Source organism: Mucilaginibacter pankratovii (genome assembly GCF_014773265.1).
Taxonomy (GTDB): domain Bacteria; phylum Bacteroidota; class Bacteroidia; order Sphingobacteriales; family Sphingobacteriaceae; genus Mucilaginibacter; species Mucilaginibacter pankratovii.
This window is the reverse complement of the sequence record NZ_JACWMY010000012.1, coordinates 143397-166218: the sequence shown is the minus strand read 5'-3', so window position 1 is coordinate 166218 and position 22822 is coordinate 143397. Positions and strand designations below refer to the sequence as shown.

Sequence of the window (22822 nt, the reverse complement as noted above, 5' to 3'; positions counted from 1 at the left end):
AGGGTTTTATTTTCCTCACCCTCTTTCCGCTTGCGGAGAGAGGGTCGAACAACGTAGCGCATTCGGGGTGAGTCAACCCGCGTGCAAAGTTGCTCTCTTTTCCTTTTAATCCTATATTTGCCCCGTGAAATTCCTTTGCATACTTTTTTCAGTATATGTGTTGCTGCTTTCGGTAAGGCCTTGCTGTGCCGACGACTGTATTGCGAAACCCATCACCAAAAAAGAGATTGCGGGTAACAACGCAAAGCCGGGAAGTGATTGCCAGGGCTGCTCTCCATTTTTTTCCTGCGGTACTTGCGTGGGCTTCCCGCTGGTTAATAGGGTTATCAGCGTGGAAAACACCGCTGCAGAAATTATAGTCGAGCACAATTCCACCTATAAACAACCCGCGCTAAAGCCGGTTACACTTTCCATCTGGCAACCGCCGCAATTAAGTTAATACAGCAAAGAAGCCATAAAGGCCGTACATCGTATTAATTTAACCCAACATTTTCAAATGAAAAAACTTATTGTGCTGCTAACAGCGCTGCTATATACTACTATATCCTACTCTCAAAATACCTTTAAGGCCATTGTTAAAGATGCTAAAACTAACCAGCCGCTTATTGGCGCTACGGCGCTGCTGCAAGGCAGCAATAAGGGCGCATCGTCCGATACATCCGGCTTACTTATTATAACTGGTATCCCTAACGGGAAACAGGTTATCACTTTCCGCTACGTTGGCTACCAAGCACTTGCTGACACTTTAGATTTTCCGCTCATACAAACAGGAGCGCTACTTATCGCGCTAAACCCCCAGGGCAAAGGCGATGGCGAAGAACTGGAAGAAGTGGTGATAGGCGCCACCCGCAGCAGCCGCACCATTGCCAATATCCCCACCCGCCTGGAGGTAATTGCCGGGGAAGAAATTGATGAGAAAGGCAATATGAAACCCGGCGATATCCGCATGATATTAGCCGAGAGTACCGGCATCCAAACCCAGCAAACATCGGCTACCAGCGGCAATGCCAGCATCCGCATCCAGGGACTGGATGGTAAATACACCCAAATTATCCGCGATGGTTTCCCGCTGTACTCTGGGTTTTCGGGTGGGTTGGGCCTGCTGCAGATTGCCCCGCTTGATCTGAAACAGGTGGAAGTGATCAAAGGCTCCTCCTCCACCCTCTACGGCGGCGGTGCCATTGCCGGGCTGGTTAACCTGGTATCAAAGGTGCCCACGGAAGAGCGGCAGCTCAGCTTTTTACTGAACGGCACATCGGCCCGGGGGCTTGATGCGAGCGGTTTCTATGCCGAAAAATTCAAAAAAACAGGTGTTACCGTTTACGCTGCTTACAACCACGGTTCGCCTTACGATCCGGCCGGTGTCGACCTTACCGCTATCCCCAAATACAACCGCTTTACGCTCAATCCCAAATTATTCCTGTATCTGAATGATAAAACCGACCTCAACATCGGCATCAACAGCACCATAGAAAACCGCATAGGCGGCGACCTCCATTACATTGAGGGCAATGGCGATGCCCAGCACACCTATTTCGAACAAAATAAAACGAACCGCCACAGCAGCCAGGCAACGCTCAGTACCAGGCTTAACGATAAAGAAACGCTTCAATTTAAAAATAGCGTGAGTTATTTTAACCGTACCATTAACCTGCCCGATTATACATTTGCCGGCGTACAGCTATCGACCTATAGCGAAGCCAACTATACTTTTAAAAGCGCTAAAACGGATTGGGTTGCCGGCATTAATTACCTCAGCGATAACTTCAGCGAAACTAAAACCAGCAGCTTTGCCCTGCGCAGCTATGATTATAAAACCATAGGCGCGTTTGTGCAAAACACCTGGGACATCAGCGATAAATTCATACTGGAATCGGGCCTGCGGGGCGATCATCACAATAAATATGGCTTCTTTTTCCTGCCGAGGATCTCGGGCTTGTGGAAGATTAGTCCGCAGGTTTCTACCCGCCTGGGTGGCGGACTGGGCTATAAAGCGCCAAACGTTTTTACCGAAGATGCCGAACGCATCCAGTTTCGCAACGTGTTGCCAATTGATGTAAGCAATACCCAGGCGGAGCGTTCTTACGGTGCCAATTATGATATTAATTACCGCACCGGTTTGTTTGATAACCGCGTTAGCTTCAGCATCAACCAGCTATTTTTTTACACCCGGGTAGAGCACCCTATCCTGCTTACGGCATTGCCAAACGGTAACCTGCAATACCAGCAGCCCCCCGGCGACCTCAACACCAAAGGCACCGAAACCAATATCAAGCTTACCTATAACAACTTTAAGCTTTTTATGGGTTATACCTTTGCGCATGTTACCCAACACACGGGTAGTAGCATCGGCACTTACCCATTGGTATCAAAACACCGGCTGAATAATGTTTTGCTGTACGAGATCCCCGAAAAACTGAAGATAGGTTTGGAGGCTTATTATTTTAGTCCGCAATTGCTGAACGATGGCAAAACCGGCAAAAGCTACTGGACAACAGGGCTGATGGCCGAGAAAATATGGGAGCGGTTCTCGCTCTTCATCAATTTTGAAAACCTGACGGATACCCGGCAAACCAAGTTCGATACTATTTACACAGGCAGCATCACCAACCCGGTATTTAGGGATATATATGCCCCGCTGGATGGTTTTGTGGTGAATGGTGGGGTGAAGGTGAGGTTGTAGCGCGTTTACCTGGTGGCGAGTGGACTCACCCGGCCTTCGCTCCGCTGGGCCACCCTCTCTGCTTCGCAAAGCGGGTTTTTGAAAAATATTCGGGCTCTTCGCCCTCTTTCCGCTTGAGGAGAGAGGGCCGAACAGCGTAGCGTATTCGGGGTGAGTCAAATCGTTGCCTGCAAAACAGCCTTAGTGGAAATTCTGTGCAAAACCTTTAGCGCTTTCACCTTTTAGCTTTCGCCTCAATTATCTAATTTCGCCTTTTAAGAAAAGAGGAACAGGATTTGGATTATTTACAAGGGCTAAACCCCGAACAAAAGGCCGCCGTACTGCAAATTAAAGGCCCGGTGATGATTATCGCCGGTGCAGGCTCGGGTAAAACACGTGTGATCACTTACCGGGTTGCCCACCTTATCCGTAGCGGGGTAGATTCGTTTAACATACTGGTACTTACTTTTACCAACAAGGCCGCCCGCGAAATGCGCGAGCGGATCAACCACATCTGCGGCCCCGAAGCCAAAAACATCTGGATGGGTACCTTCCACTCGGTATTTGCCAAATTGCTGCGTGTTGAGGCCGACAAAATTGGATACCCCAGCAACTTTACCATTTACGATACCGACGACAGCAAGAGCGTACTGCGTGCCATTTTGAAAGAGATGAACCTGGACGATAAGCTGTACGCCGTAAATTTTGTGCTCAATCGCATCTCTGCTGCAAAAAACAACCTGGTTGGCTGGCAGGAATACCAGCAGAACGAGCAGATCCAGTCGGACGACCACAGCAGCGGTCGTGGTAAACTGGGTGTAATATACCAAACCTATGTGCAGCGCTGCTATCGCGCCGGTGCCATGGATTTTGACGACCTGCTTTTTAAAACCAACGAGCTCTTAAAACTCCACCCGGAGGTACTTAACAAATACCAGCATAAGTTTAAATACCTGATGGTGGATGAGTACCAGGATACCAACTTTTCGCAATACCTTATTGTGAAACGCCTGGCTGCTGTAAACGAGAATATTTGCGTGGTGGGCGATGATGCGCAGAGTATCTATGCCTTCCGCGGGGCAAACATCCAAAACATCCTTAATTTTGAGAAGGATTACCCCGACTTGAAAATATTTAAGCTGGAGCAAAACTACCGCTCTACCCAAAACATTGTAAACGTTGCCAACAGCATTATTGCCAACAACAAGGAGCAACTAAAGAAGAACGTTTTCTCTGAGAAAGAAACGGGCGATAAAATAAAAGTGATGCGCGCCTTCAGCGATAACGAGGAGGGTAAAATGGTGGCCGATACCATTATGCAGGACCGTAGCACCCACGGCATGAAATGGAACGACTTTGCCATTTTGTACCGCACCAATGCGCAATCCCGTTCGATGGAGGAAGCGCTGCGCAAGCTCAACATCCCTTATAAGATATACGGCGGCTTGTCTTTTTACCAGCGTAAAGAGATCAAAGACCTCATCGCTTACTTCCGCCTTACCTTTAACCCCAACGATGAGGAAGCGCTTAAACGTGTTATCAATTACCCGAAACGTGGTATTGGGGACACAACTGTGGATAGGATCATTGTTTCGGCTGATAAAAACAGCATTACCCCTTTTGAGGTCATTTTACAGCCGAACAGGTATATAGAGAAAGCACCGGCATCGTTATCTGCCTTCGCGGCCATGATACAGAGTTTCCAGGTGCTGGCCAAAAACCAAAGCGCCTACGAAGCGGCTCTCTATATTGCGCAGCATTCGGGTTTGCTGAAAGACCTTTACGAGGATAAATCTGTAGAGGGGCTTAACCGTTACGAAAACATCCAGGAGTTGTTAAACGGTATCAAAGAATTCTCGGAACGTGAAGATATAGAAGAAAAAGGCCTCGACGTTTTTATGCAGGATATCGCGCTTTTAACTAACGACGATAAGGATAAAAACAAAGATGCCGATACGGTATCCCTCATGACCATCCACTCCTCCAAGGGGCTGGAGTTTCCACAGGTGTTTGTAGTTGGGCTGGAGGAAAATTTGTTCCCATCGCAAATGTCGCTCAACTCGCGCAGCGACCTGGAAGAAGAACGCCGCCTGTTTTACGTAGCCGTTACCCGCGCCGAGCGCAAGCTGAGCATCAGTTACGCTACCTCGCGCTTTAAATTTGGTACGCTTATTAACTGCGAGCCAAGCCGCTTTTTGGATGAAATTGATGCCAAATACCTCGAATTGGATTTTTCGGCCAAACCGGCGCAAAGCTCGTTTTTTGATGATGAACGAAACGCGTGGAGCCGCAAGCCCGATACAAAAGGCGATACGTTTTCAAAACCAAAAGCCGCCACAACCCCTCCGCCTGTTAAAACAACATCTATACTGGCCAAGGCGCATGTGGTATCAAAAGATTTTAGGATCTCTGATACCAGCAACCTGCAGGTGGGTATGCAGGTAGAGCACGAACGCTTTGGTTTTGGCAAGGTAATTAACCTGGAAGGAAACAAGCCGGATGTTAAAGCAACTATTTTCTTTAAGGAAATCGGGCAGAAACAATTATTGCTAAAATTCGCGAAACTGAGTATCATAAACGGGATAGAGTAACCTTTTTTCCCATTGTGTGTAGAAGTAATTCCACAACTTTTTTCATGTACGGTTAACATTGTGTTAATACCACGCAATGAGGGCACTTTTTAATTAATGGCATTGGGTTTGGTTAGTAGTTAATACCCCTTTCCCTTTAATTAATTTTTTATGTACATGATGAGCGAAACTATAAAAAAGAAAACAAACAAATCCGCAGGTAAAAACATCCGCACTTTGCGCCACGAGCGCGGCTGGAGCCAGGAAGATGTTGCAACCCGTTTAGGCATTTCAATCCCCGCCTTTTCTAAAATTGAAACCGGTGTTACCGATATCAACTTATCGAGGTTGGAGCAGATAGCCAACATTTTTGAAGTGAGCGTGGTAAATCTGCTTTCGTTAGAATATGTGGAAGAGCCAAGCAACCAGGATGTAAGCCTGAACATTATCCAGAAAAAACTACTGGACAGAGAAACCGAAATTACCAACCTGCAGCGGAAGGTAATATTACTTTACGAAGAACTGCTGAGCAAGAATCACGTTTCTTAAAACCGAGCCGTTACCGTTACATAACTGTTTGGTAAACACAACAGTTACTTTTTTATAGACAGTATTTAAATTTCACTTCATGTAAATAAATTAAGCAAAAATTAATGAATTTACACGAGGTGAAATTTTTGTGTTGTTTTTTCACAGTTTGGTGACAACCAACCGACTACTTAAGCGATTGGACACATAATTGTAATAGACAGAGCGTAAACAAAGGAAGCTTATGTCGAACTACATGATATCTATAGCAAACAGTGATGCTTTAAAAAACGGCACCATACACGATCCGCGCAGCAAACTAAAAGTGAAGGCGTTCGATCTGTTACGGTCGAGATTTAAACCGCGTAAAGGCGAGGTGAGCTTTTTTGTAACAGCCGGTAATCAAACCCTCGCGTTCGAAACCGAGGGTTATCAAAGGCACAGGCAACTGCTTATTTTACAAATGATATCGAGGTACTGTGTTTATTTGGGGCTTTTAGAGGCGCAGATCCATAGCTCATGGCCAGCTTTAACTAATTAACTGTTAGCTTAAAATACGGTTTTACCGCTGTCGTTAAGCATTTCGCTCATCTCGATGATCTTCTGGTCGATATCTGATACGCATTTATCCATCATTTTGATGCATTCCTTCTCATCAACCAACCCTTCTTTTTCCAGGTTCATTAAACCGCGTAAAGTGGCTATTGGCCCCCGTATCTGGTGCGATAAATAAGAAGAGTACTCCGAGAGTTTCCTGTTTTTTATCTGCAGATCTTTGGTGCGTTCATCAATAATTTCTTCGAGGTGGTGGTTCACCCTGTCGAGGTTATCTTTTTGTTTAGATACCTCGCCGTTCAATTCCGTAAGCTGGGCATTGGTTTTTGCCTTGCGCTTTACATTACCCACCAGTAGCGCTATCACTACAAGCAAAAGGCCTGCAACTACTGTTACGGCCCAAAACTTTATCCTGTCGTTTTGCTGGCGCAGGATGATGGCATCCTTCTCACGCTGCGTTGCCGCCTGCTTATACTGCTCTTGCAGCATATTTATCTGGGTCGACTCGTTGGAACTATGGATGAGGCTATCCTGGTGAAAGATGAGCTGCAGGTAATACAATGCCTGCTGGTAATTCTTCCGTTTAGATTCCAGCTGAAAAATAATATAGTTATAATCGTTGGTGAGTTTATCATCCTTCAGCACTTTGGCGTATGCCTGCCCCTCGGTTACAACCCGGCTGGCATCATCAAACTTGCCTTGCGCTATATAAAGCGCCGCGAGTGTAAGGTTTGTACTGGCAACCGGCTTGTTAAGGTCGTGCTCTTTACCTGCTTTATTTGCCGCAAGCAGCAGTTTTTCGGCTTTATCAAACTCGTGCAGATTGTAATAGATCACCCCCCTGTTTTGCAGTACCTGCACGAGGTTTATCGAGTCGCCCACGGCGGCAAACATTACGTTACTTTTATCGTAGTAGGTAAGAGCTTGGCTGTAGCTTTTGTTACGGTAATACACGTTACCAATATTCATAAGGATGGAAGCCTTTACCGATTGGTCGTCTATATTTTGAGCTATGTTTAGTGCCGAGTTGAGGTACTCGAGCGCTTTATCTTTATTATTATCCAGATAAAGGTTACCTATATTGTTGAGTACTTTAGCTTGATTACGCGCATCATTGATCAATTTAAAAACGTCGAGCGCTTTAAGGTAATTATCAATGGCTTTGCCCGCCTGGTTAAGGTAATAATTACCGATACCCATTACACGATAGGCCTCGCCAACACCGCGATTATAATTAAGTTCCTGTGCCAGTACAAGAGCTTTACCGGCCACTTCAATGGTTTGTTCGGGGCTGGTATAGCGGTTGTCTAAAGCTTGTTTGTTTAATTTAATTACCTCTGTAGTATCCTTAGCGCTAACGTTAGCGTGCACACTTTTAGCAACAACCGAGAAAGTGATAATTAATAATACAAACAGGATATTAAATTTGTTCATGTAAGGCACTTTACGTGGAAATGAGGTGAAAGTTATAAAATAAATAGTAACTATAGATGAATGTGTTAAATTTAGGAAAAAATGAGATAAAAAAAATTTAAATACTTTCTCGATAATTAAAAAACATAAGTATATTTGTGTTGTTTAATTAATTGAATAACAATAAGTTATAAACCTTACGTTACAAAATTGTTGTGCCTAAAAAATCACAGTATCCGTCAATTTAAATTATAAACCGTTGGTTACAAGCGTTCAAAACGCTCTCGTAGCATCAGTAAAAACTTAAATTGCCGCAGAGTTAATATTTAATACAACTTAACCAATAAACAAAATGAAAAAGATCTGTCTTGCTGCCCTTATCCTGTTATCCGGAATCATCACATCGTGCATAAAAAGCAGCGCCGTTACTGCGATGGATGTGTTTTTGAAACCATCGGTAGGCGTACGTAAAGATATAGGCACAGCAGATTAATTTACCTAACCAACAACCATAAACATGAAAAAGATATTTATCGCAGCATTACTTTTAGGCACGGGCATCATTATATCATGCACCAAAGAGATGGGCCCACAGCCGGTTACCACTACCGTGGAACACAATACAGCGCCGTTTATTAAAGATATCGGCACCGCAGATTAAGCACAAAAACAACAAGAGTATTTAACACACAAACAGATAACAACAACCCCTAACAAAATATAAATCATGAAAAAAGCAATCATCGCAGCAGCATTAGTTTTAACAACCGGCATATTATCGGCTTATACCATTATCCCTGCCAAACGCGATACCACTACTACTAAACCATCAACCAAAAAAGATATTGGCCAGGCTGATACCAAAAAAGACATCGGACAGGCTGACACTAAAAAAGATATCGGTCAGGCTGACTAATTTATATCAACAATAAATCACAAACAAGTAAACAAACAACAACCCCTAACAAAATATACATCATGAAAAAAGTAATCGTAGCAGCAGCACTTATATTAACCACAGGAGTAGTATCAGCATTCACCATTGCAACCCCGGTAAAACGCGACACCACTACTACCAAACCATCAACCAAAAAAGACATTGGCCAGGCTGATACCAAAAAAGATATCGGACAGGCGGATACTAAGAAAGATATCGGTCAGGCTGACTAATTAATACCAACAACAAATCACAACGAGCAAACAATAACAACAACCCCTAACAAAATATACATCATGAAAAAAGTAATCGTAGCAGCAGCATTAATATTAACCACAGGCGTAGTATCAGCATTCACTATAGCAACTCCCGTTAAACGCGATACCACTACCACCAAACCAGCTACTAAAAAAGACATTGGCCAGGCTGATACCAAAAAAGACATCGGACAGGCAGATACTAAAAAAGACATTGGCCAGGCTGACTAATTAATACCAACAACAAATCACAACGAGCAAACAGATAACAACAACCCCTAACAAAATATACAATCATGAAAAAAGTAATCGTAGCAGCAGCATTAATATTAACAACAGGCGTAGTATCAGCATTCACCATAGCAACTCCCGTTAAACGCGATACCACTACCACCAAACCAGCAACTAAAAAAGACATTGGCCAGGCTGATACCAAAAAAGACATCGGACAGGCAGATACTAAAAAAGACATTGGCCAGGCTGACTAATTAATACCAACAAAGCATAACACAAACAAAAGAGCAACCCCTAACAAAATATAGATCATGAAAAAAGTAATCGTAGCAGCAGCATTAATATTAACTACAGGCATCGTATCAGCATTCACAATAGCTACTCCCGTAAAACGCGATACCACTACCACCAAACCAGCAACCAAAAAAGACATTGGCCAGGCTGATACCAAAAAAGACATCGGACAGGCAGACACTAAAAAAGATATCGGTCAGGCTGATTAATTAATACCAACAACAAATTATAACAACAATAACAACAACCCCTAATAAAATATAGATCATGAAAAAAGTAATCGTAGCAGCAGCACTTATATTAACCACAGGCGTAGTATCAGCATTCACTATAGCAACTCCGGTAAAACGCGATACCACTACCACTAAACCTGCTACAAAAAAGGACATTGGCCAGGCTGATACCAAAAAAGATATCGGACAGGCAGATACTAAAAAAGACATCGGCCAGGCTGACTAATTGCAGCACTTTTTGCGATAGCCGTTAAATAAAAAATGCACCAGGAAGCTCCGGCGCATTTAAGTAATTTGAATAGATAAGCGGCTGTATTAAAACAGCTATCCCCTATTTGCGAAATTTATCGCAGTTATCCATATTATATATAATAGTATAATCGGCTTTATTATCCAACTGCTGGCGACCGTTTTTAGCATCAACAGTAAAAGGCTTTTGTGCCAGCTGCTGCGACGAGAGCTTAAAGGCCACAGTCATGGTATCCGTTTGCCCCTCCTGCATAAAACTCCATACCGCATTTATCTTATCGCCATCTAAAGTACCCGATAGGGTTCCTTTCCGCCGGTCTTTTTCTTTTGGCAGCCAGTTCATTTCTCCGCTTACTTTATTGGCATTTATTACCAAATGCACGGCAGTAGTATCCTGCGCGGCAGTCCCGTCGGTATGCACAAAACAGTACTCCATATTTTGAGCGGGCGTATTTGTTTTGCTTGCATATGCGGTATCTGTTTTACCGCTATCCATTTGTACCGTATCCGCTCCTTTTTTTCCGTTGCCGGCGCATGATGCCAGGGCAAGCATACCTATCATAAAATAACTCTTCATTATATCGTGTTTAAATGTTTTTAGTACTACAATTATAGCCGAAAATAGTTCGGCTATTTCTTTTGCGACAGGCAGGTACTTTTTAAATGTTTTATATTTACAGGTAAAAAAACTCCTTATGCTTGATATTAATTTGCATCCCTTCCCGGCAATAAATACGTCGCGTTTAACCATGCGCATGCTCACTATAGGCGATGCGGATGCCGCTTTTGCGATGCGAAGCGATGCGGAAGTGATGAAATATATAGATAGGCCACCCGCAAAATCCATTGATGAGGCAATTAGCTGGATAAAATTGATACTCGATCTGCACCAAAAAAACGAGGGCATTTTATGGGCCTTAAGCCTGCACGGCAGCGAAGAACTAATTGGCAGCATTGGTATTTGGCAAATGGATAAAGTTAATTACCGCGCCGAAATTGGATATATGCTCAGCACCGCACATCAAGGCAAGGGTTACATGCAAGAAGCTTTGGTTGAGGCAATTAAATATGCGTTTAATAGTATTAACCTGCATTCTATCGAGGCCAATGTAAACCCCGGCAACCTGGCATCCATAAAGCTGTTGGAGCGTAACGGCTTTGTGCGCGAGGCATACTTCCGGGAGAACTTTTACTATAATGGCAAATTTCTCGATTCGGCCGTTTATTCTTTAATTACGACAAAAAAATAACAACTATGCATAAAATTTGTTAGTTACGTATAATTACATAACTTGCCTGCACAAAACCAATTGCCCCACTCGTAACCTAAATTATTAATGCGGGGCGCAAAACAAATTTTAATTAATACAGTTTACACTTAAAAAAACTTAAAAAACATGGCAGCACAATCAGGAGGCATTACCGCCTATTCAGTAAAAACCAAAACCAAAAATGTTCCAATGATCGATCCGGTTATCGATATCAAATCGGGCCGCTATATAGCTACAGGTAAAGATGCCGATGGCAACAAAATGGCAGCTATTATGGGTAAAGCAACCGCAGAAGGTCATATCGCATCTGGCGCCGCTAAAAAAGGCTCTGGCTGGTAAATAATAGGTATATAAAACAAGAAAACCTGCCGGTTGGGCAGGTTTTCTTGTTTTATATACTTACGCCTCCCCAATCCTTATAAGGATTTACCGATAGGCTGGCATTAGTGTACCTATAGTCGTCGGTTACCTCCGCCGCTACCCAATCCGGTTTTTCAAAGGCCTGCTCCTCGTGCTCCAATTCTATTTCGGCTACTATTAAGCCATCATTATCCCCGCTGAAGATATCCACCTCCCAGGTATTACCTGCAAATTCTATTTCGTACCGTATTTTTTCTATAGAGGATACGGTGAGTCCGTTTAAAATTTCGTTACCATCCGCAATGGGGATGGTATACTCGTATTCGCTGCGGCTGATGCCGGTGGTGCTGCCCTTAAGGGTGAGGTAAGCAGCTTCATCGGTTACGCGGATGCGTACCGTGCGCTTATCATCGCTTAAAATATAGCCTTGTTTAAACAGCTTGCCCGCCGGTTTTACAAGCATGTTCCATTTGGCATGGTTCACCAAAAATTTCCTTTCTATTTCTATCGCCATACTATTTATCTAACAATACTGTTATAAAATGTTAAATCACCCTTGCTTTCAACACGCCGTAAAGCTAAATGTTTATATTAGCCCTGCTACATTTATATAACAAATGAACTTCAAAAGATCCGTATTATTTATATTACTGCTGATAGTTTTTGCCCCGGCATTTGCACAACGGGATACCGTGAGTTTAAATACCATTGTAACTAAAACAACAAAGCTAATTACCTCCTACCCCTTCGAGAAAGTATACCTGCATTTAGATAAGCCATACTATGCCGCCGGCGATACCATCTGGTTTAAAGCTTATGTTACTATCGATCAGCACTCGCCTACCATTTTAAGCAATATTGTTTATGTAGACATTGCCAACAACCAGGATTCGATAACCCGGTTCCTGAAAATACCGGTAGTAAACGGCGTTGCCAATGGTAACATAGCGCTTACACCGGCCGATTTCAAACAAGGGAACTACCATCTGCGGGCTTACACGGCCTATATGCGCAATTACGACCCTGATTACTTCTTCAACAAAAACCTGGTAATAGGCAACCCGGTAGATAAGGATATTGTTACCAACGTATCGTTCAGTTCGTCGGAATCAGCGGGGCTTACAAAAGTTGCGGCAAACGTTGCATACAAAGATGCCCGCGAAAGCTTGCCCCTGCTTAATAAAAAAGTAAGCTGGACGGTTGTTGCCAATAACGAAGAGCTTTTTAAGGGTAAAGGCACTACCGATGATAACGGCGTTTTTAAAGCCGAATTTAGCGGGGCGCCGGCATCTTTAAAAGGTGCCAGCCTGGTAGCCGTAATAGATATGGGCAACCGTAAAACCATCACCAGTACGTTTGCTTTAAAAACAGCGGCCAGCGGCAAAGATGTTCAGTTTTTCCCCGAGGGCGGCGAGCTTATTATAGGTGTGCGATCTAAAGTGGCATTTAAAGCCGTAAATAGTAACGGGCTTGGTGTTGATGTTAAAGGAACCGTTACCGATAACGAAGGCACTGTGGTGGCCAACCTTACTTCGCAGCACCTGGGCATGGGCATTTTTGCCCTGATGCCCGAAAATAGTAAAACCTATAAGGTTAATATACAGTTTGCCGATGGCACAAAATCCGCATATGATCTGCCCCGCATTAAAGCATCGGGTATCAATCTATCTGTATTTAATAACGATGCAGAAAATCTTAATATCAAAATATCTGCAAATGATGCCTACTTTCAGCTAAACCAGGGCAAGATCTATTACATCATCGCCCAAAACGGCGGCGCCATATACTTTGCCGGCCAAACCAAGTTAGAAACCGCCATATACAGCGCCGCTATCCCAAAAAGCAAATTCCCAACCGGCGTTGTGCAGCTTACCCTGCTTACCGACCATGGCGTTGCCCTTTGCGAAAGGGTGGCGTTCATCCAGCATAACGATGCGCTGAACGTTTCTATCGCCAGCGCAGCAAAAACATACAATACACGCCAAAAAGTAAGGCTTAATATATCGGCCAAAAACAAAGCCCTGCCTGTTGCAGGCACCTTCTCGGTATCGGTTATTGATGAAACCAAAGTGCCCTTTGATGAAAATGCCGAAACTACTATCCTGAGCAGCACCCTGCTTACATCCGAATTGAAAGGATACATTGAGAAACCCAATTACTATTTCATCAGTAAAGACGCTAACGCTGCCGAAAACCTGGATATCCTGATGCTTACACAGGGATACAGGCGCGTTTCGTACCGTAATATACTGGCCAACAAAGTGCCGCAAATAACCGTTTTCCCCGAGCAAAGCGGGCTGGAGATCACCGGCGTGCTGCGTAACAACACCGGCATGACCATTGCCAAAGGCTATTTGCGCCTGCAGGTACCATCGAGGAATTTTTATGCCGAAACCACTACCGATATGGTAGGGAATTACAAATTCTCCAAACTTAGTTTCGCCGACTCATCTAAAGTGGTCATCAGCGCGCGAAGCAGCGCCGGGGGCAAAAACCTTGTGGTTACTGCCAACCCCGAGACTTTTCAGTATCCATCAAAAAACAATATGGCTTTTGATGAAGTGACAAATATTGACAGTGCGTTTAAGCCTTATTTGGAAAACAGCTTAAAGCAGTACAAAAACACGCACCAGTTAAAAGAGGTAGTAATAAAAGCCAATCCCATTAAAAAAGCGGGGCATAACGATTATTCGGTATTTACCGGTTTGCCTATGCTGGCTGATCAGCAGTTCTCTGGTGCCAACATGCGCAGTTGTACCAACCTTTACCTATGCCTGCAAACCATGATACTGGGTACCACTATTGATGAGAACAAGCTGTATTTTATGAAAAACTACAACGGCGACAAAAAGCCGATACAGATATTTGTGAACGGTATGCCTGTAGACCTTTTGTACCTTAACGGCGTACCGGTAAGCAATGTAGAATCGGTAGAGGTGTTTAAAAGCGCCGGCATGAGCGGCATCGACGACCTGTACGGCACATCGGGTATTGTGGAGATCAACCTGAAAAAGCAGGAAAAAGGAACCAAAATATCATTTGCCGAATTACAGGAGCTTATCCCTCCGCCAAATATTTTAAGCATTACCCCGGTAGGATATGCCATAACCCGAGAGTTTTATGCGCCAAAATACGATGTGCCAAAACCCGGCACCCTCGGCGGCGATCTGCGCAGCACGGTTTACTGGGCACCAAAAGTAACCACCGATAAAACTACCGGCGCCACCTTTATAGAATACTATAATTCCGATGGCCACGGCACCTACCGCGCCACCATAGAGGGGATGGACGCCGATGGTAACCTGGGGAGGTATGTGTACAGGTATACGGTGAGGTAAGACGAAGCAGATAAAGATTATAAACGTAAGAAGAGCGGTCAAAAGCCGCTCTTCTTACGTTTTGGCCCCATCGTCGTTGCGAGCGATAGCGCGGACAACCGACCGAAGGGAGCTCATTGATACCTTAATAAAAAATCAACACATCAATAATCATCGGCAAGCAAGTCGGATTTGCACGGTCGCTCTGCCTGCCGGGGATTGCTTCGTCGCTTCGCTTCCCTCGCAAGGACGTAATTGTTTCTTGCTTTTATCATTCTTATTTACCTAAATTTATACAAACCTTAAATCCCAATTAATTATGGACATGAACCTTGTAAACTGGCCCGCCGTTGTAGTAGCCGGCCTCTCCGCATTTGCCGTTGGTGGCATCTGGTACTCGCGCCCTCTTTTCGGCAACGCCTGGATGAAAGATAGCGGCCTCACCGAAGAACAGGTGAAAGCAGGCAACAAAGGAAAAATATTTGGCTTTACGGCCCTGTTCTCCATCATCATGTCGGCAAACCTGGCTATGTTCCTGGCCGATGCCAAAACAGATCTGGCCTGGGGCGTTACAGCCGGCTTCCTCGCCGGTATATGGACGTTCGGGGCCATTGCTACCCACAGTCTTTTCGAATTAAAATCATGGCGGCACATATTTATCAATGGCGGCTACAGCGTAGTATCTCTAACATTAATGGGATTGATATTAGGCGCGTGGCGATAAGGGGAATTTATCGAATTAACTAACTCCATTTAATACAACATAAAAGGATGCTGAAAACCGGCATCCTTTTTTTGTTAATATAAATTTTAAGCTCCGTATTTTTGCCCCGGATGAAAAGCAAAGAAGAAATACTGAACAATTACTATTCGCAAGGCGCCGATGGCATGCCCGAAATTGCAGCCGATGGATTATTAAAAGCCATGGAAGAATACCGCCTGCAGGCCGAAAAAGCCGCCTTTAATGCCGCCCGCGAATACAAGGACGGTGCGATAGGTGGCCGGTACAGTTTCCAAACCTTCGAAGATTATAAAGCAAGCCTGATTGTGCCGGTTGCAGCACCTGCCGAACCTGATGAATCAGCGCAGATCCAGTTCATGGCCGATAGTATTTTAGAATTATTTATCCCGCAAGACAAAAGCATTCAAACGTTATCCTTCAACATAAAAACCGGCGGTATACCCTACACGGTAAACTACGAAAAAAGCCCCGAAGGATTTTGGGTGTTTAAAGACTATTTTAACGCAGATCTCGCCGATTAACCCCAATATTTGAATGCCGGCAGTTTCATTTTTTATAATGCAAACTGCCTAAACCTGCGCTACCCTAAAAGGTTTTACATCCACCGTTTCCCAAATTTTTTGGGTAATGTACGGTTCGCTTTTTTTCCAGGCTTCCAGCCCTTCCTCGCTCTCAAATTGCAGCACCATTACCGATCCTATCATTTTGCCCTCGTCGTTTAACATGGCGCCGCCAAGTATATAGTTGCCGCTGGCTTTAAGGGCCACAGCCCCATCCAGATGGTGCGGGCGTACGCCCATTCGGCGGTCAAGTGCGCCTTCGTCGGTATAGTCGTATGCGGTTATGAGGTATTGGTTCATGGTTTATTGAGTTAGTATAGTGGTAACAAGTATACGGTGGTTCTGTTTAGCGTGCAAATTAATTGTAAATGGTTGCAGATAAGTGTATAAAATAACTGTAAGTTTTACAATATTTGTTGTTGAAACCAATACACTATAATGAGAGAGCAACTACAGCAGGAATTTTTAGCGCACTACGGTAAAGAGCACCAGTACACTTACTTTTCGCCGGGAAGAGTAAACCTCATAGGCGAGCATATAGATTATAACGGCGGGCTAGTTATGCCATGCGCGGTTACATTGGGTACCTACCTCCTTATCGCCCCTAATTATGACGGGGTTTTCCGCTTTAAAAGCATCAATTTCAAGGAAACAGCCGAAATTATCGTTGGCTCCAGCAATGAAAAAAAACAGGAGTTTTGGTTCAATTACCCAACCGGTGTTATCGAACATTTTAATAACGATGGCAAAGTACTGCACGGGCTGGATATGCTGTATTACGGCAATATCCCCATTGCTTCGGGTTTGTCGTCCTCCGCTTCCATAGAAGTAGTTACCGCTTTCGCACTTAACGATCTTTTCAGCTGCGGATACACTAAGCTTGAATTAGTGAAACTTGCCAAATGGGTAGAGAATAGCTACATCGGCCTGCATAGCGGCATTATGGACCAGTTCTCGGTTGCCTTTGGCGAAAAGAACAAAGCGCTGATGCTAAACTGCGACACGCTGGAATACCAGGCCGTAAACAGCAACCTGGGCGATTACCTGCTGGCTATTATCAATACCAACAAGCCGCGCAAGCTTGCCGAATCTAAATACAACGAACGCGTGCAGGAGTGCAGCATTGCACTTACCGCCTTACAAACCGAACTGGATATCAACCACCTTTGCGATATTGATACCGAGACATTTAACCTGTACAAGCATCTGATAACCGATGAGGTTATTTTAAACAGGGCTACCCACGTAGTAGAAGAGAACGACCGTGTTAAACTGGCAGCAAAGGCGTTAAGCAATAACAACCTGGCCGAATTTGGCAGGCTGATGTACGCATCTCACAATTCGTTAAGCACCCTTTACGAAGTAAGCGGGAAAGAATTGGATACCATTGTGAATTTTTGCAAGCCCAACAAAAATGTTGCAGGTGCCCGTATGACGGGTGCAGGCTTCGGCGGATGCGCTATCGCTTTGGTGAAAAAAGATGCCTTTGAGCAATTCAGCGCCGAGGTAGCCGAATACTATACCAAAGAGGTTGGCTACGCACCATCGGTATATAGCTCTTTAATTGGCAATGGTGTTGGGCTTTTAAACGAAGTGGTAGCAGTATACGCGTAAGTAGCAAATGATAAGTAAAAAGCGGTGAGTCCTTAAATTCGACTCACCGCTTTTTACTTTTAAAAAACACCCCATCACCCATCTATTACCTTTCATCCCATGCGCAAACTAAAATTAGACGAACTTAACCGGGCCACTGTTGAAGAATTTAAAGAACAGGAAAAGCTGCCGGTTGTAGTGGTACTTGATAACGTGCGCAGTATGCATAATATCGGCTCCATCTTCCGCACATCCGATGCGCTTGCGGCTACCGCAGTGTACCTTTGCGGTATAACGGCACAACCGCCGCACCGCGAAATCGAGAAGACCGCCCTCGGTGCCACCCAATCTGTTACCTGGGAATACTTTGCGGATACGCTGCAAGCGATTGAAAAGCTTCGTGCAGATGGTTATCAAATTGTAGCCATAGAACAAGCTGAGAACAGCACCATGCTGAACGAATTTATGCCGGCGGCAGATAAAAAATATGCCCTCATCTTCGGTAACGAGGTAAATGGCGTGAGCGACGAAGCTATGCAAGTGATCGATACCTGCATAGAGATCCCGCAATTCGGCACCAAACACTCTTTTAATATCGTGGTATCTGCAGGGATCGTACTTTGGGATTTCTTTGCAAAATTGGTTCGCTAAGTAATTAACTCTGATAATAATTACCTATTTTTAGCTAAGCCTAAAGCTGCTATCACATGACCACGCCCCTACACATCTCGTCCGCACGCCTCAAAAAAGGGCAAAGTAAGTATCGCAAAGTTATCATATCAACCCTGTTAGCCACATTACTTCTCTTTCTATCTGTACTTACTGCCGTTTCGCAACCCAAAAGCAGCTACAACTTGTTATGGCGGATCAGCGGAAAAGGCTTAACCAAGCCTTCGTATTTGTTCGGCACCATGCACGTAAAAGATAAGCGTGCTTTTGATTTCAGCGATTCGGTAATGCTTGCGATGCAAAACTGCCGGGCTTTCGCGCTCGAAACACATCCCGATACCATCGTTAAAAAAATGTTTCTGACCATGCACGGCCAGGATAGCTTACGCAGCGTACGCAGGCTGCTCAATAAAACCGACTACGATAAACTTGCCGACCGTTTCCAAAAAAAGAACGGCTATCCTATGGGCGATATCGACCCGATACAGGCGGAAGCCATGTTGCAGCCCCAACGAGAAAAGCCTGATGACAAAAAAACGTTTGTAGATGCTTACCTTTTTGGCGTTGCGCGATCGATGAACAAAAGCACTTACGGCTTGGAGGACGCTTCCGAGCAATTCGACAATTATTTTGGCTCTAAAGCACCGGAGCTTAAAACAAGGATAACCGAGTTGCTGGAAGATGACGACGAAGAAGATCAGCTTGACGATATCGACGAACTGATAACGGCGTACAGCACCGGTAATTTAGATAACATTATTGAACTGCTAACTGATGACAAGCTAAATGATTCGATATTAATTGTGCGGAACAATGTAATGGTAAAAAGTATGCTGATGTATATGGCAAGCCAGCCCTTGTTCACAGCTGTTGGTGTGGCCCATTTACCCGGCGACAACGGCATTATTGCGTTACTAAGGCATGAAGGATACACACTAACGCCCGTTGACGCAACTTTTACTGGCATCGCTAATAGATTCAGTACCGATTATACAACGCTTAAATGGCAAACTTTCACCGATGAGAGCCGGGGCTACTCCATGGATCTCCCCTTTGCCCCCATCCAAACAGATATGCTGCTGGGAATGAACACAGTGATATATCCCGACGTAGCTAATGATATTTCCTTTGGCGCCTACGCGATACTCGATAGTTCCGATGGCAAACCGGCGACCGAAAAAAAAGTGATAGATAATATATTGAAACGGTTGAAAGCTAAAGGAGAAAACCGCCTTATTAGTAATAAAGTTGTGTTGGTAAACGGTTTTAAAGGTACCGATATGACCGTAAAGACAGGGGAAAAGTCTGGCTTGCGCTACCGTATTTTTTTTAAAGGCAATATGTTGTATTGTTTATACGCCGGTAACACCCTGGCCAATTTAAACCTGCCTTATGCCAACCGTTTCTTTAATTCTTTTAAAACATTTAAACCGGTGGTACAGCGCGGTAAAGGTTGGGTAACATTAAAAAACGACACAGCTGCATTCACCATAAATTTGCCCGGTAAGCCGCAATCTATCGAGAAATTGGTGCCGGGCGAACCACGCTTGAAAAACGCTACTTTAAAACTGTACATGTCTATCGATAGCTCAAAGTTTGAAAACTACCTGGTACGCTATAACGATTATCCCCCGGGCATGTACCTCTCCAGCCCCGAAAAAGCTTTTGACGCCGTTATTGCGGATCTTAAAACAAAAGGCGTAACCATAACAAGTGTTAAAAATATCACTAAAGACGGAAACGATGGGCGTGACCTTACATTTGTATTAAAACAGTCTAATTGCCGGGCGCAGGTGTTTGCCAGAGGCAACCGTATTTACATGCTGCTAAAACAAAGCCTGAGCCCTGGGGCAGCATTAAGTACCGATGACGACTTTTTTTCATCGTTTAAATTCAGCCCATACCTTAAGGTGATTTTAAACGACTATGAGATTGCCGGTGGAAATTTTAAAAGTAAAATGTTTGATGGGATGAAACTGATTAAAGACAGCGTAACTTCCTATAGATCTTTTGCTTACTCTGATGGTATAGCCTATTCTGTTAACCGCGCATCGGGCGGCGCTTATGGTGTAGAACATGCTACCATAAGTAAATATTACCGCGCCAACAACACCGATTCTGTTTACAACCGCCTCATTTCAGATTTTGTGGATAATGACACCGACACACTGGAAAAAGTAGACACGATTAAGGTTAACGGCTTAACAGGCAGGGAATTTATAGTGAGGGAGAAAGAAGGTATCCAAAAAAAACGCCACCGTATTTTCATCAATAATGCTGATATCATTTACCTTACCGGGCACCAGGGAATGCAGGAAACAGGCACTGATAATAATGAGGCCTTTTACAATTCGCTGGTTAAAGTGCATGATACCGCGCCCATTAACCTGGCATCCTCCAAAGCAAAACTGATTACAGATGACATGTTCGCCACTGATTCGATAACGCGCGTACAAGCGGTGGGAAGCCTCTCGTATTATAAATTCCAAAAAGACGAACTGCCTTACCTGTATGCTGCCATTAAAAAACCAATGCCGGATGATTCGCTGGACTATGGCTCACGGGAAAAGTTGCTAAACGTATTAAGTACGGTAAACGACAGTAACTCCGTGGCCGAGCTTAAGCAACTTTACCTTGCACCCCAAACGCCGGATAACTTAAAGGCAACCATTTTAAATACTATTACCGAAGTTGATAAAAAAGATGGCTTTAATATATACCTCAACCTGCTAACAGGAACCCGCTTGTTAAAACCGGATAACATCTATTCGATTTTTAGCCCGTTGCGCGATTCGCTCGAGTACGTAACGGAAAACTTTGATAAGATACAGCCCTTGTTGAAAAATCCCGATTACCGCAAAAACGTGTTGGGCGTATTCAACAGCATGCTTTACAGTTTCCATAAAGGCAAGTACAAGGAATTCATCAAAAATAATTTTGATAGTTTAACAGCCTATGCTAACGAAGATTTGGAAGCCTATTTTGCACAGGCAGATAGCGCGCGTAGTAAATGGTCCTCGCCGGTTTATTACTACCTGGCATTTATGAAGGAAGCAACAGGCAAGCCCATCATATCACCCTTTACTGCCCGGTTGATAAAGGATGATAAAGTAGAAAATAACCTGAGCGATGCCGTAATTGTGCGGTTAAAAAACAACTTGCCGGTACAACAGGCGGTAATTAACAGGATTTTGGATAGTGTTAGCTATCGGTACAGCGTGTTGCAGGACTTAAACGAAATAAAACAACTGAACCGCGCGCCGCTTAAATACCGCACACAGGCAGCCTTTGCAAAATTGTCGCTTACGCAATATATTGAAGATAGCGATCAGGGCAGCGCCACAGATATTGCATTGCTGGGCACCTTACCCGAAAAAGGAAACATCTATTATGTATTTAAGTTCAAGGTTCCTGATTATGAAGAAGGCGTAAGTTACGTTGGTATTTGCGGGCCATATAAAACAGGCAGTACAGCGCTCGATTTTAAAAGCTACAGAGCTTATACCATTTGGGAGGCTAAAGAAGCCTATTGGCAAAAGCAAGCTAAAAAGATGATTCCCGAGCTTAAAAAATCCATAGCCGAAGATTTGAAAAATTAATACCTTTAATAAAACGGTTAAGTACATGAGCCCTCTCGCCAAAAAACTGCTTGTAAAACCCGGCCAAACCTGGCTGGTGTTAGATCCGCCGGAAGACTATCTTGCTGCCCTCGAGCCGCTTCCTGATGGCGTGAAGCTGGTTTTTAGCGTAGATGGCGTGGTTGATGGCATACAGATGTTTGTGAGAATGAGCACCGAACTGGCCACGAGGCTTGCAGATATAAAACCGATATTAAAGCCCGAAACCATACTTTGGGTGATCTATCCAAAGAAGAACAAGGGCATTGATACGGATCTGGAAATGATGAGTGGTTGGGACGTATCCAAAGAATACGGTTTGCGCCCCGTGGCCTCCGCCGCCATCAACGATACCTGGACCACCCTCCGCTTCCGCCCCGAAGTTTTGGTAAAACAATCCGAATTCCGTAACGATGCAGTTAAACAAAATGATCATTCCGCGTTTATCAACCCCGAAACCAAAACAGTAATACTGCCTGCTGATGTTGCCGCAGCTATGGCTGCCGCGCCGGCAAGTATCGAAATTTACAACAAACTCGCCTACTCGCACCGCAAAGAATACGTGGTTTGGATCCTCTCCGCCAAGCAGGAACAAACCCGCCTAAACCGGATAGCCAAAATGGTGGAGATGCTGCTGACCGGGAAGAAGAATCCGTCGGATAAGTAGCCTCATCCCCCTTAACGTCATCCCGAATTTATTTCGGGAACCCACACGGCAGGTAACCAACATGTAAAGCGGTTATGCATCGTGGCTACTTTTA

The 22822-nt window shown here is 44.4% G+C and carries 26 protein-coding genes; 22 read left to right on the top strand and 4 right to left on the bottom strand.

Annotation, left to right across the window (positions count from 1 at the left end; genetic code table 11):
* Window positions 1-124: 124 nt before the first annotated feature.
* The 5 genes from IDJ77_RS21765 (at window position 125) to IDJ77_RS21745 (ending at window position 6301) form a co-directional block, all read left to right on the top strand.
* Window positions 125-439 (top strand): DUF6660 family protein, encoded by a 315-nt coding sequence (locus IDJ77_RS21765; RefSeq protein ID WP_191191090.1) that lies wholly within the window; start codon window positions 125-127, stop codon window positions 437-439.
* Window positions 440-496: 57 nt separating this feature from the next.
* The gene (locus tag IDJ77_RS21760; RefSeq protein ID WP_191191089.1) at window positions 497-2683 is read left to right on the top strand and encodes a TonB-dependent receptor; all 2187 of its coding nucleotides are present in this window, start codon (window positions 497-499) and stop codon (window positions 2681-2683) included.
* A 275-nt stretch (window positions 2684-2958) separates the two neighbouring features.
* Window positions 2959-5253 carry an ATP-dependent helicase gene (locus tag IDJ77_RS21755; protein ID WP_191191088.1) on the top strand — a complete coding sequence of 765 codons (2295 nt, stop codon included), beginning with the start codon at window positions 2959-2961 and terminating at the stop codon, window positions 5251-5253.
* Between the two features lie 156 nt (window positions 5254-5409).
* Window positions 5410-5781 carry a helix-turn-helix domain-containing protein gene (locus tag IDJ77_RS21750; protein ID WP_224751187.1) on the top strand — a complete coding sequence of 124 codons (372 nt, stop codon included), beginning with the start codon at window positions 5410-5412 and terminating at the stop codon, window positions 5779-5781.
* Between the two features lie 223 nt (window positions 5782-6004).
* Window positions 6005-6301: a hypothetical protein gene (locus tag IDJ77_RS21745; protein ID WP_191191087.1), complete on the top strand. Its 297-nt coding sequence runs from the start codon at window positions 6005-6007 to the stop codon at window positions 6299-6301.
* Window positions 6302-6309: 8 nt separating this feature from the next.
* Here IDJ77_RS21745 and IDJ77_RS21740 read toward each other — a convergent pair whose 3' ends face one another.
* On the bottom strand, window positions 6310-7749 hold the full coding sequence (locus IDJ77_RS21740) for a tetratricopeptide repeat protein (RefSeq protein WP_191191086.1): 1440 nt from the start codon (window positions 7747-7749) through the stop codon (window positions 6310-6312).
* A gap of 331 nt (window positions 7750-8080) precedes the next feature.
* Between IDJ77_RS21740 and IDJ77_RS21735 the strand changes: the two genes are divergently transcribed.
* From IDJ77_RS21735 to IDJ77_RS21700, 8 genes are all read left to right on the top strand, one after another.
* Window positions 8081-8221 carry a hypothetical protein gene (locus tag IDJ77_RS21735; protein WP_191191085.1) on the top strand — a complete coding sequence of 47 codons (141 nt, stop codon included), beginning with the start codon at window positions 8081-8083 and terminating at the stop codon, window positions 8219-8221.
* A 24-nt stretch (window positions 8222-8245) separates the two neighbouring features.
* Window positions 8246-8389, top strand: coding sequence for a hypothetical protein (locus tag IDJ77_RS21730; RefSeq protein WP_191191084.1), 144 nt, complete (start codon window positions 8246-8248; stop codon window positions 8387-8389).
* A 66-nt stretch (window positions 8390-8455) separates the two neighbouring features.
* Window positions 8456-8644, top strand: coding sequence for a hypothetical protein (locus tag IDJ77_RS21725; protein WP_191191083.1), 189 nt, complete (start codon window positions 8456-8458; stop codon window positions 8642-8644).
* A 62-nt stretch (window positions 8645-8706) separates the two neighbouring features.
* A complete protein-coding gene (locus IDJ77_RS21720; RefSeq protein WP_128531458.1) occupies window positions 8707-8898 on the top strand; it encodes a hypothetical protein in 192 nt (63 codons plus the stop codon).
* Between the two features lie 63 nt (window positions 8899-8961).
* The gene (locus tag IDJ77_RS21715; protein WP_191191081.1) at window positions 8962-9153 is read left to right on the top strand and encodes a hypothetical protein; all 192 of its coding nucleotides are present in this window, start codon (window positions 8962-8964) and stop codon (window positions 9151-9153) included.
* A gap of 65 nt (window positions 9154-9218) precedes the next feature.
* Window positions 9219-9410 (top strand): hypothetical protein, encoded by a 192-nt coding sequence (locus IDJ77_RS21710; RefSeq protein WP_191191081.1) that lies wholly within the window; start codon window positions 9219-9221, stop codon window positions 9408-9410.
* 57 nt (window positions 9411-9467) lie between these two features.
* Window positions 9468-9659, top strand: a complete 192-nt coding sequence (locus tag IDJ77_RS21705; protein ID WP_191191082.1) for a hypothetical protein — start codon at window positions 9468-9470, stop codon at window positions 9657-9659.
* A 58-nt stretch (window positions 9660-9717) separates the two neighbouring features.
* Window positions 9718-9909, top strand: coding sequence for a hypothetical protein (locus tag IDJ77_RS21700; protein WP_191191081.1), 192 nt, complete (start codon window positions 9718-9720; stop codon window positions 9907-9909).
* A 105-nt stretch (window positions 9910-10014) separates the two neighbouring features.
* Here the strand turns inward: IDJ77_RS21700 and IDJ77_RS21695 are convergent, their stop codons facing one another.
* Window positions 10015-10509, bottom strand: coding sequence for a hypothetical protein (locus tag IDJ77_RS21695; protein WP_191191080.1), 495 nt, complete (start codon window positions 10507-10509; stop codon window positions 10015-10017).
* Between the two features lie 118 nt (window positions 10510-10627).
* On the opposite strand from IDJ77_RS21695, the gene IDJ77_RS21690 reads away from it, so the two are divergent.
* On the top strand, window positions 10628-11182 hold the full coding sequence (locus IDJ77_RS21690) for a GNAT family N-acetyltransferase (RefSeq protein ID WP_191191079.1): 555 nt from the start codon (window positions 10628-10630) through the stop codon (window positions 11180-11182).
* A 147-nt stretch (window positions 11183-11329) separates the two neighbouring features.
* Window positions 11330-11542, top strand: coding sequence for a hypothetical protein (locus IDJ77_RS21685; RefSeq protein ID WP_191191078.1), 213 nt, complete (start codon window positions 11330-11332; stop codon window positions 11540-11542).
* A 52-nt stretch (window positions 11543-11594) separates the two neighbouring features.
* Here IDJ77_RS21685 and IDJ77_RS21680 read toward each other — a convergent pair whose 3' ends face one another.
* Entirely contained in the window at window positions 11595-12077 is a 483-nt protein-coding gene (locus IDJ77_RS21680; protein WP_191191077.1) for a CYTH domain-containing protein, read from the bottom strand.
* Window positions 12078-12180: 103 nt separating this feature from the next.
* On the opposite strand from IDJ77_RS21680, the gene IDJ77_RS21675 reads away from it, so the two are divergent.
* The 3 genes from IDJ77_RS21675 (at window position 12181) to IDJ77_RS21665 (ending at window position 16143) form a co-directional block, all read left to right on the top strand.
* Window positions 12181-14901: a carboxypeptidase regulatory-like domain-containing protein gene (locus IDJ77_RS21675; RefSeq protein ID WP_191191076.1), complete on the top strand. Its 2721-nt coding sequence runs from the start codon at window positions 12181-12183 to the stop codon at window positions 14899-14901.
* Window positions 14902-15199: 298 nt separating this feature from the next.
* Window positions 15200-15604, top strand: a complete 405-nt coding sequence (locus tag IDJ77_RS21670; protein ID WP_191191075.1) for a DUF1761 domain-containing protein — start codon at window positions 15200-15202, stop codon at window positions 15602-15604.
* A 110-nt stretch (window positions 15605-15714) separates the two neighbouring features.
* Window positions 15715-16143, top strand: coding sequence for a hypothetical protein (locus IDJ77_RS21665; RefSeq protein WP_191191074.1), 429 nt, complete (start codon window positions 15715-15717; stop codon window positions 16141-16143).
* Window positions 16144-16191: 48 nt separating this feature from the next.
* Here IDJ77_RS21665 and IDJ77_RS21660 read toward each other — a convergent pair whose 3' ends face one another.
* Window positions 16192-16482: a YciI family protein gene (locus IDJ77_RS21660; RefSeq protein WP_191191073.1), complete on the bottom strand. Its 291-nt coding sequence runs from the start codon at window positions 16480-16482 to the stop codon at window positions 16192-16194.
* 138 nt (window positions 16483-16620) lie between these two features.
* Here IDJ77_RS21660 and IDJ77_RS21655 point away from each other — a divergent pair, with 138 nt between their 5' ends.
* From IDJ77_RS21655 to IDJ77_RS21640, 4 genes are all read left to right on the top strand, one after another.
* Window positions 16621-17796 carry a galactokinase gene (locus IDJ77_RS21655; protein ID WP_191191072.1) on the top strand — a complete coding sequence of 392 codons (1176 nt, stop codon included), beginning with the start codon at window positions 16621-16623 and terminating at the stop codon, window positions 17794-17796.
* Between the two features lie 99 nt (window positions 17797-17895).
* The gene (locus tag IDJ77_RS21650; RefSeq protein WP_191191071.1) at window positions 17896-18426 is read left to right on the top strand and encodes an RNA methyltransferase; all 531 of its coding nucleotides are present in this window, start codon (window positions 17896-17898) and stop codon (window positions 18424-18426) included.
* Window positions 18427-18482: 56 nt separating this feature from the next.
* Window positions 18483-22043: a TraB/GumN family protein gene (locus tag IDJ77_RS21645; protein ID WP_191191070.1), complete on the top strand. Its 3561-nt coding sequence runs from the start codon at window positions 18483-18485 to the stop codon at window positions 22041-22043.
* 25 nt (window positions 22044-22068) lie between these two features.
* Window positions 22069-22728 carry a YdeI/OmpD-associated family protein gene (locus tag IDJ77_RS21640; protein ID WP_191191069.1) on the top strand — a complete coding sequence of 220 codons (660 nt, stop codon included), beginning with the start codon at window positions 22069-22071 and terminating at the stop codon, window positions 22726-22728.
* Window positions 22729-22822: the final 94 nt, after the last annotated feature.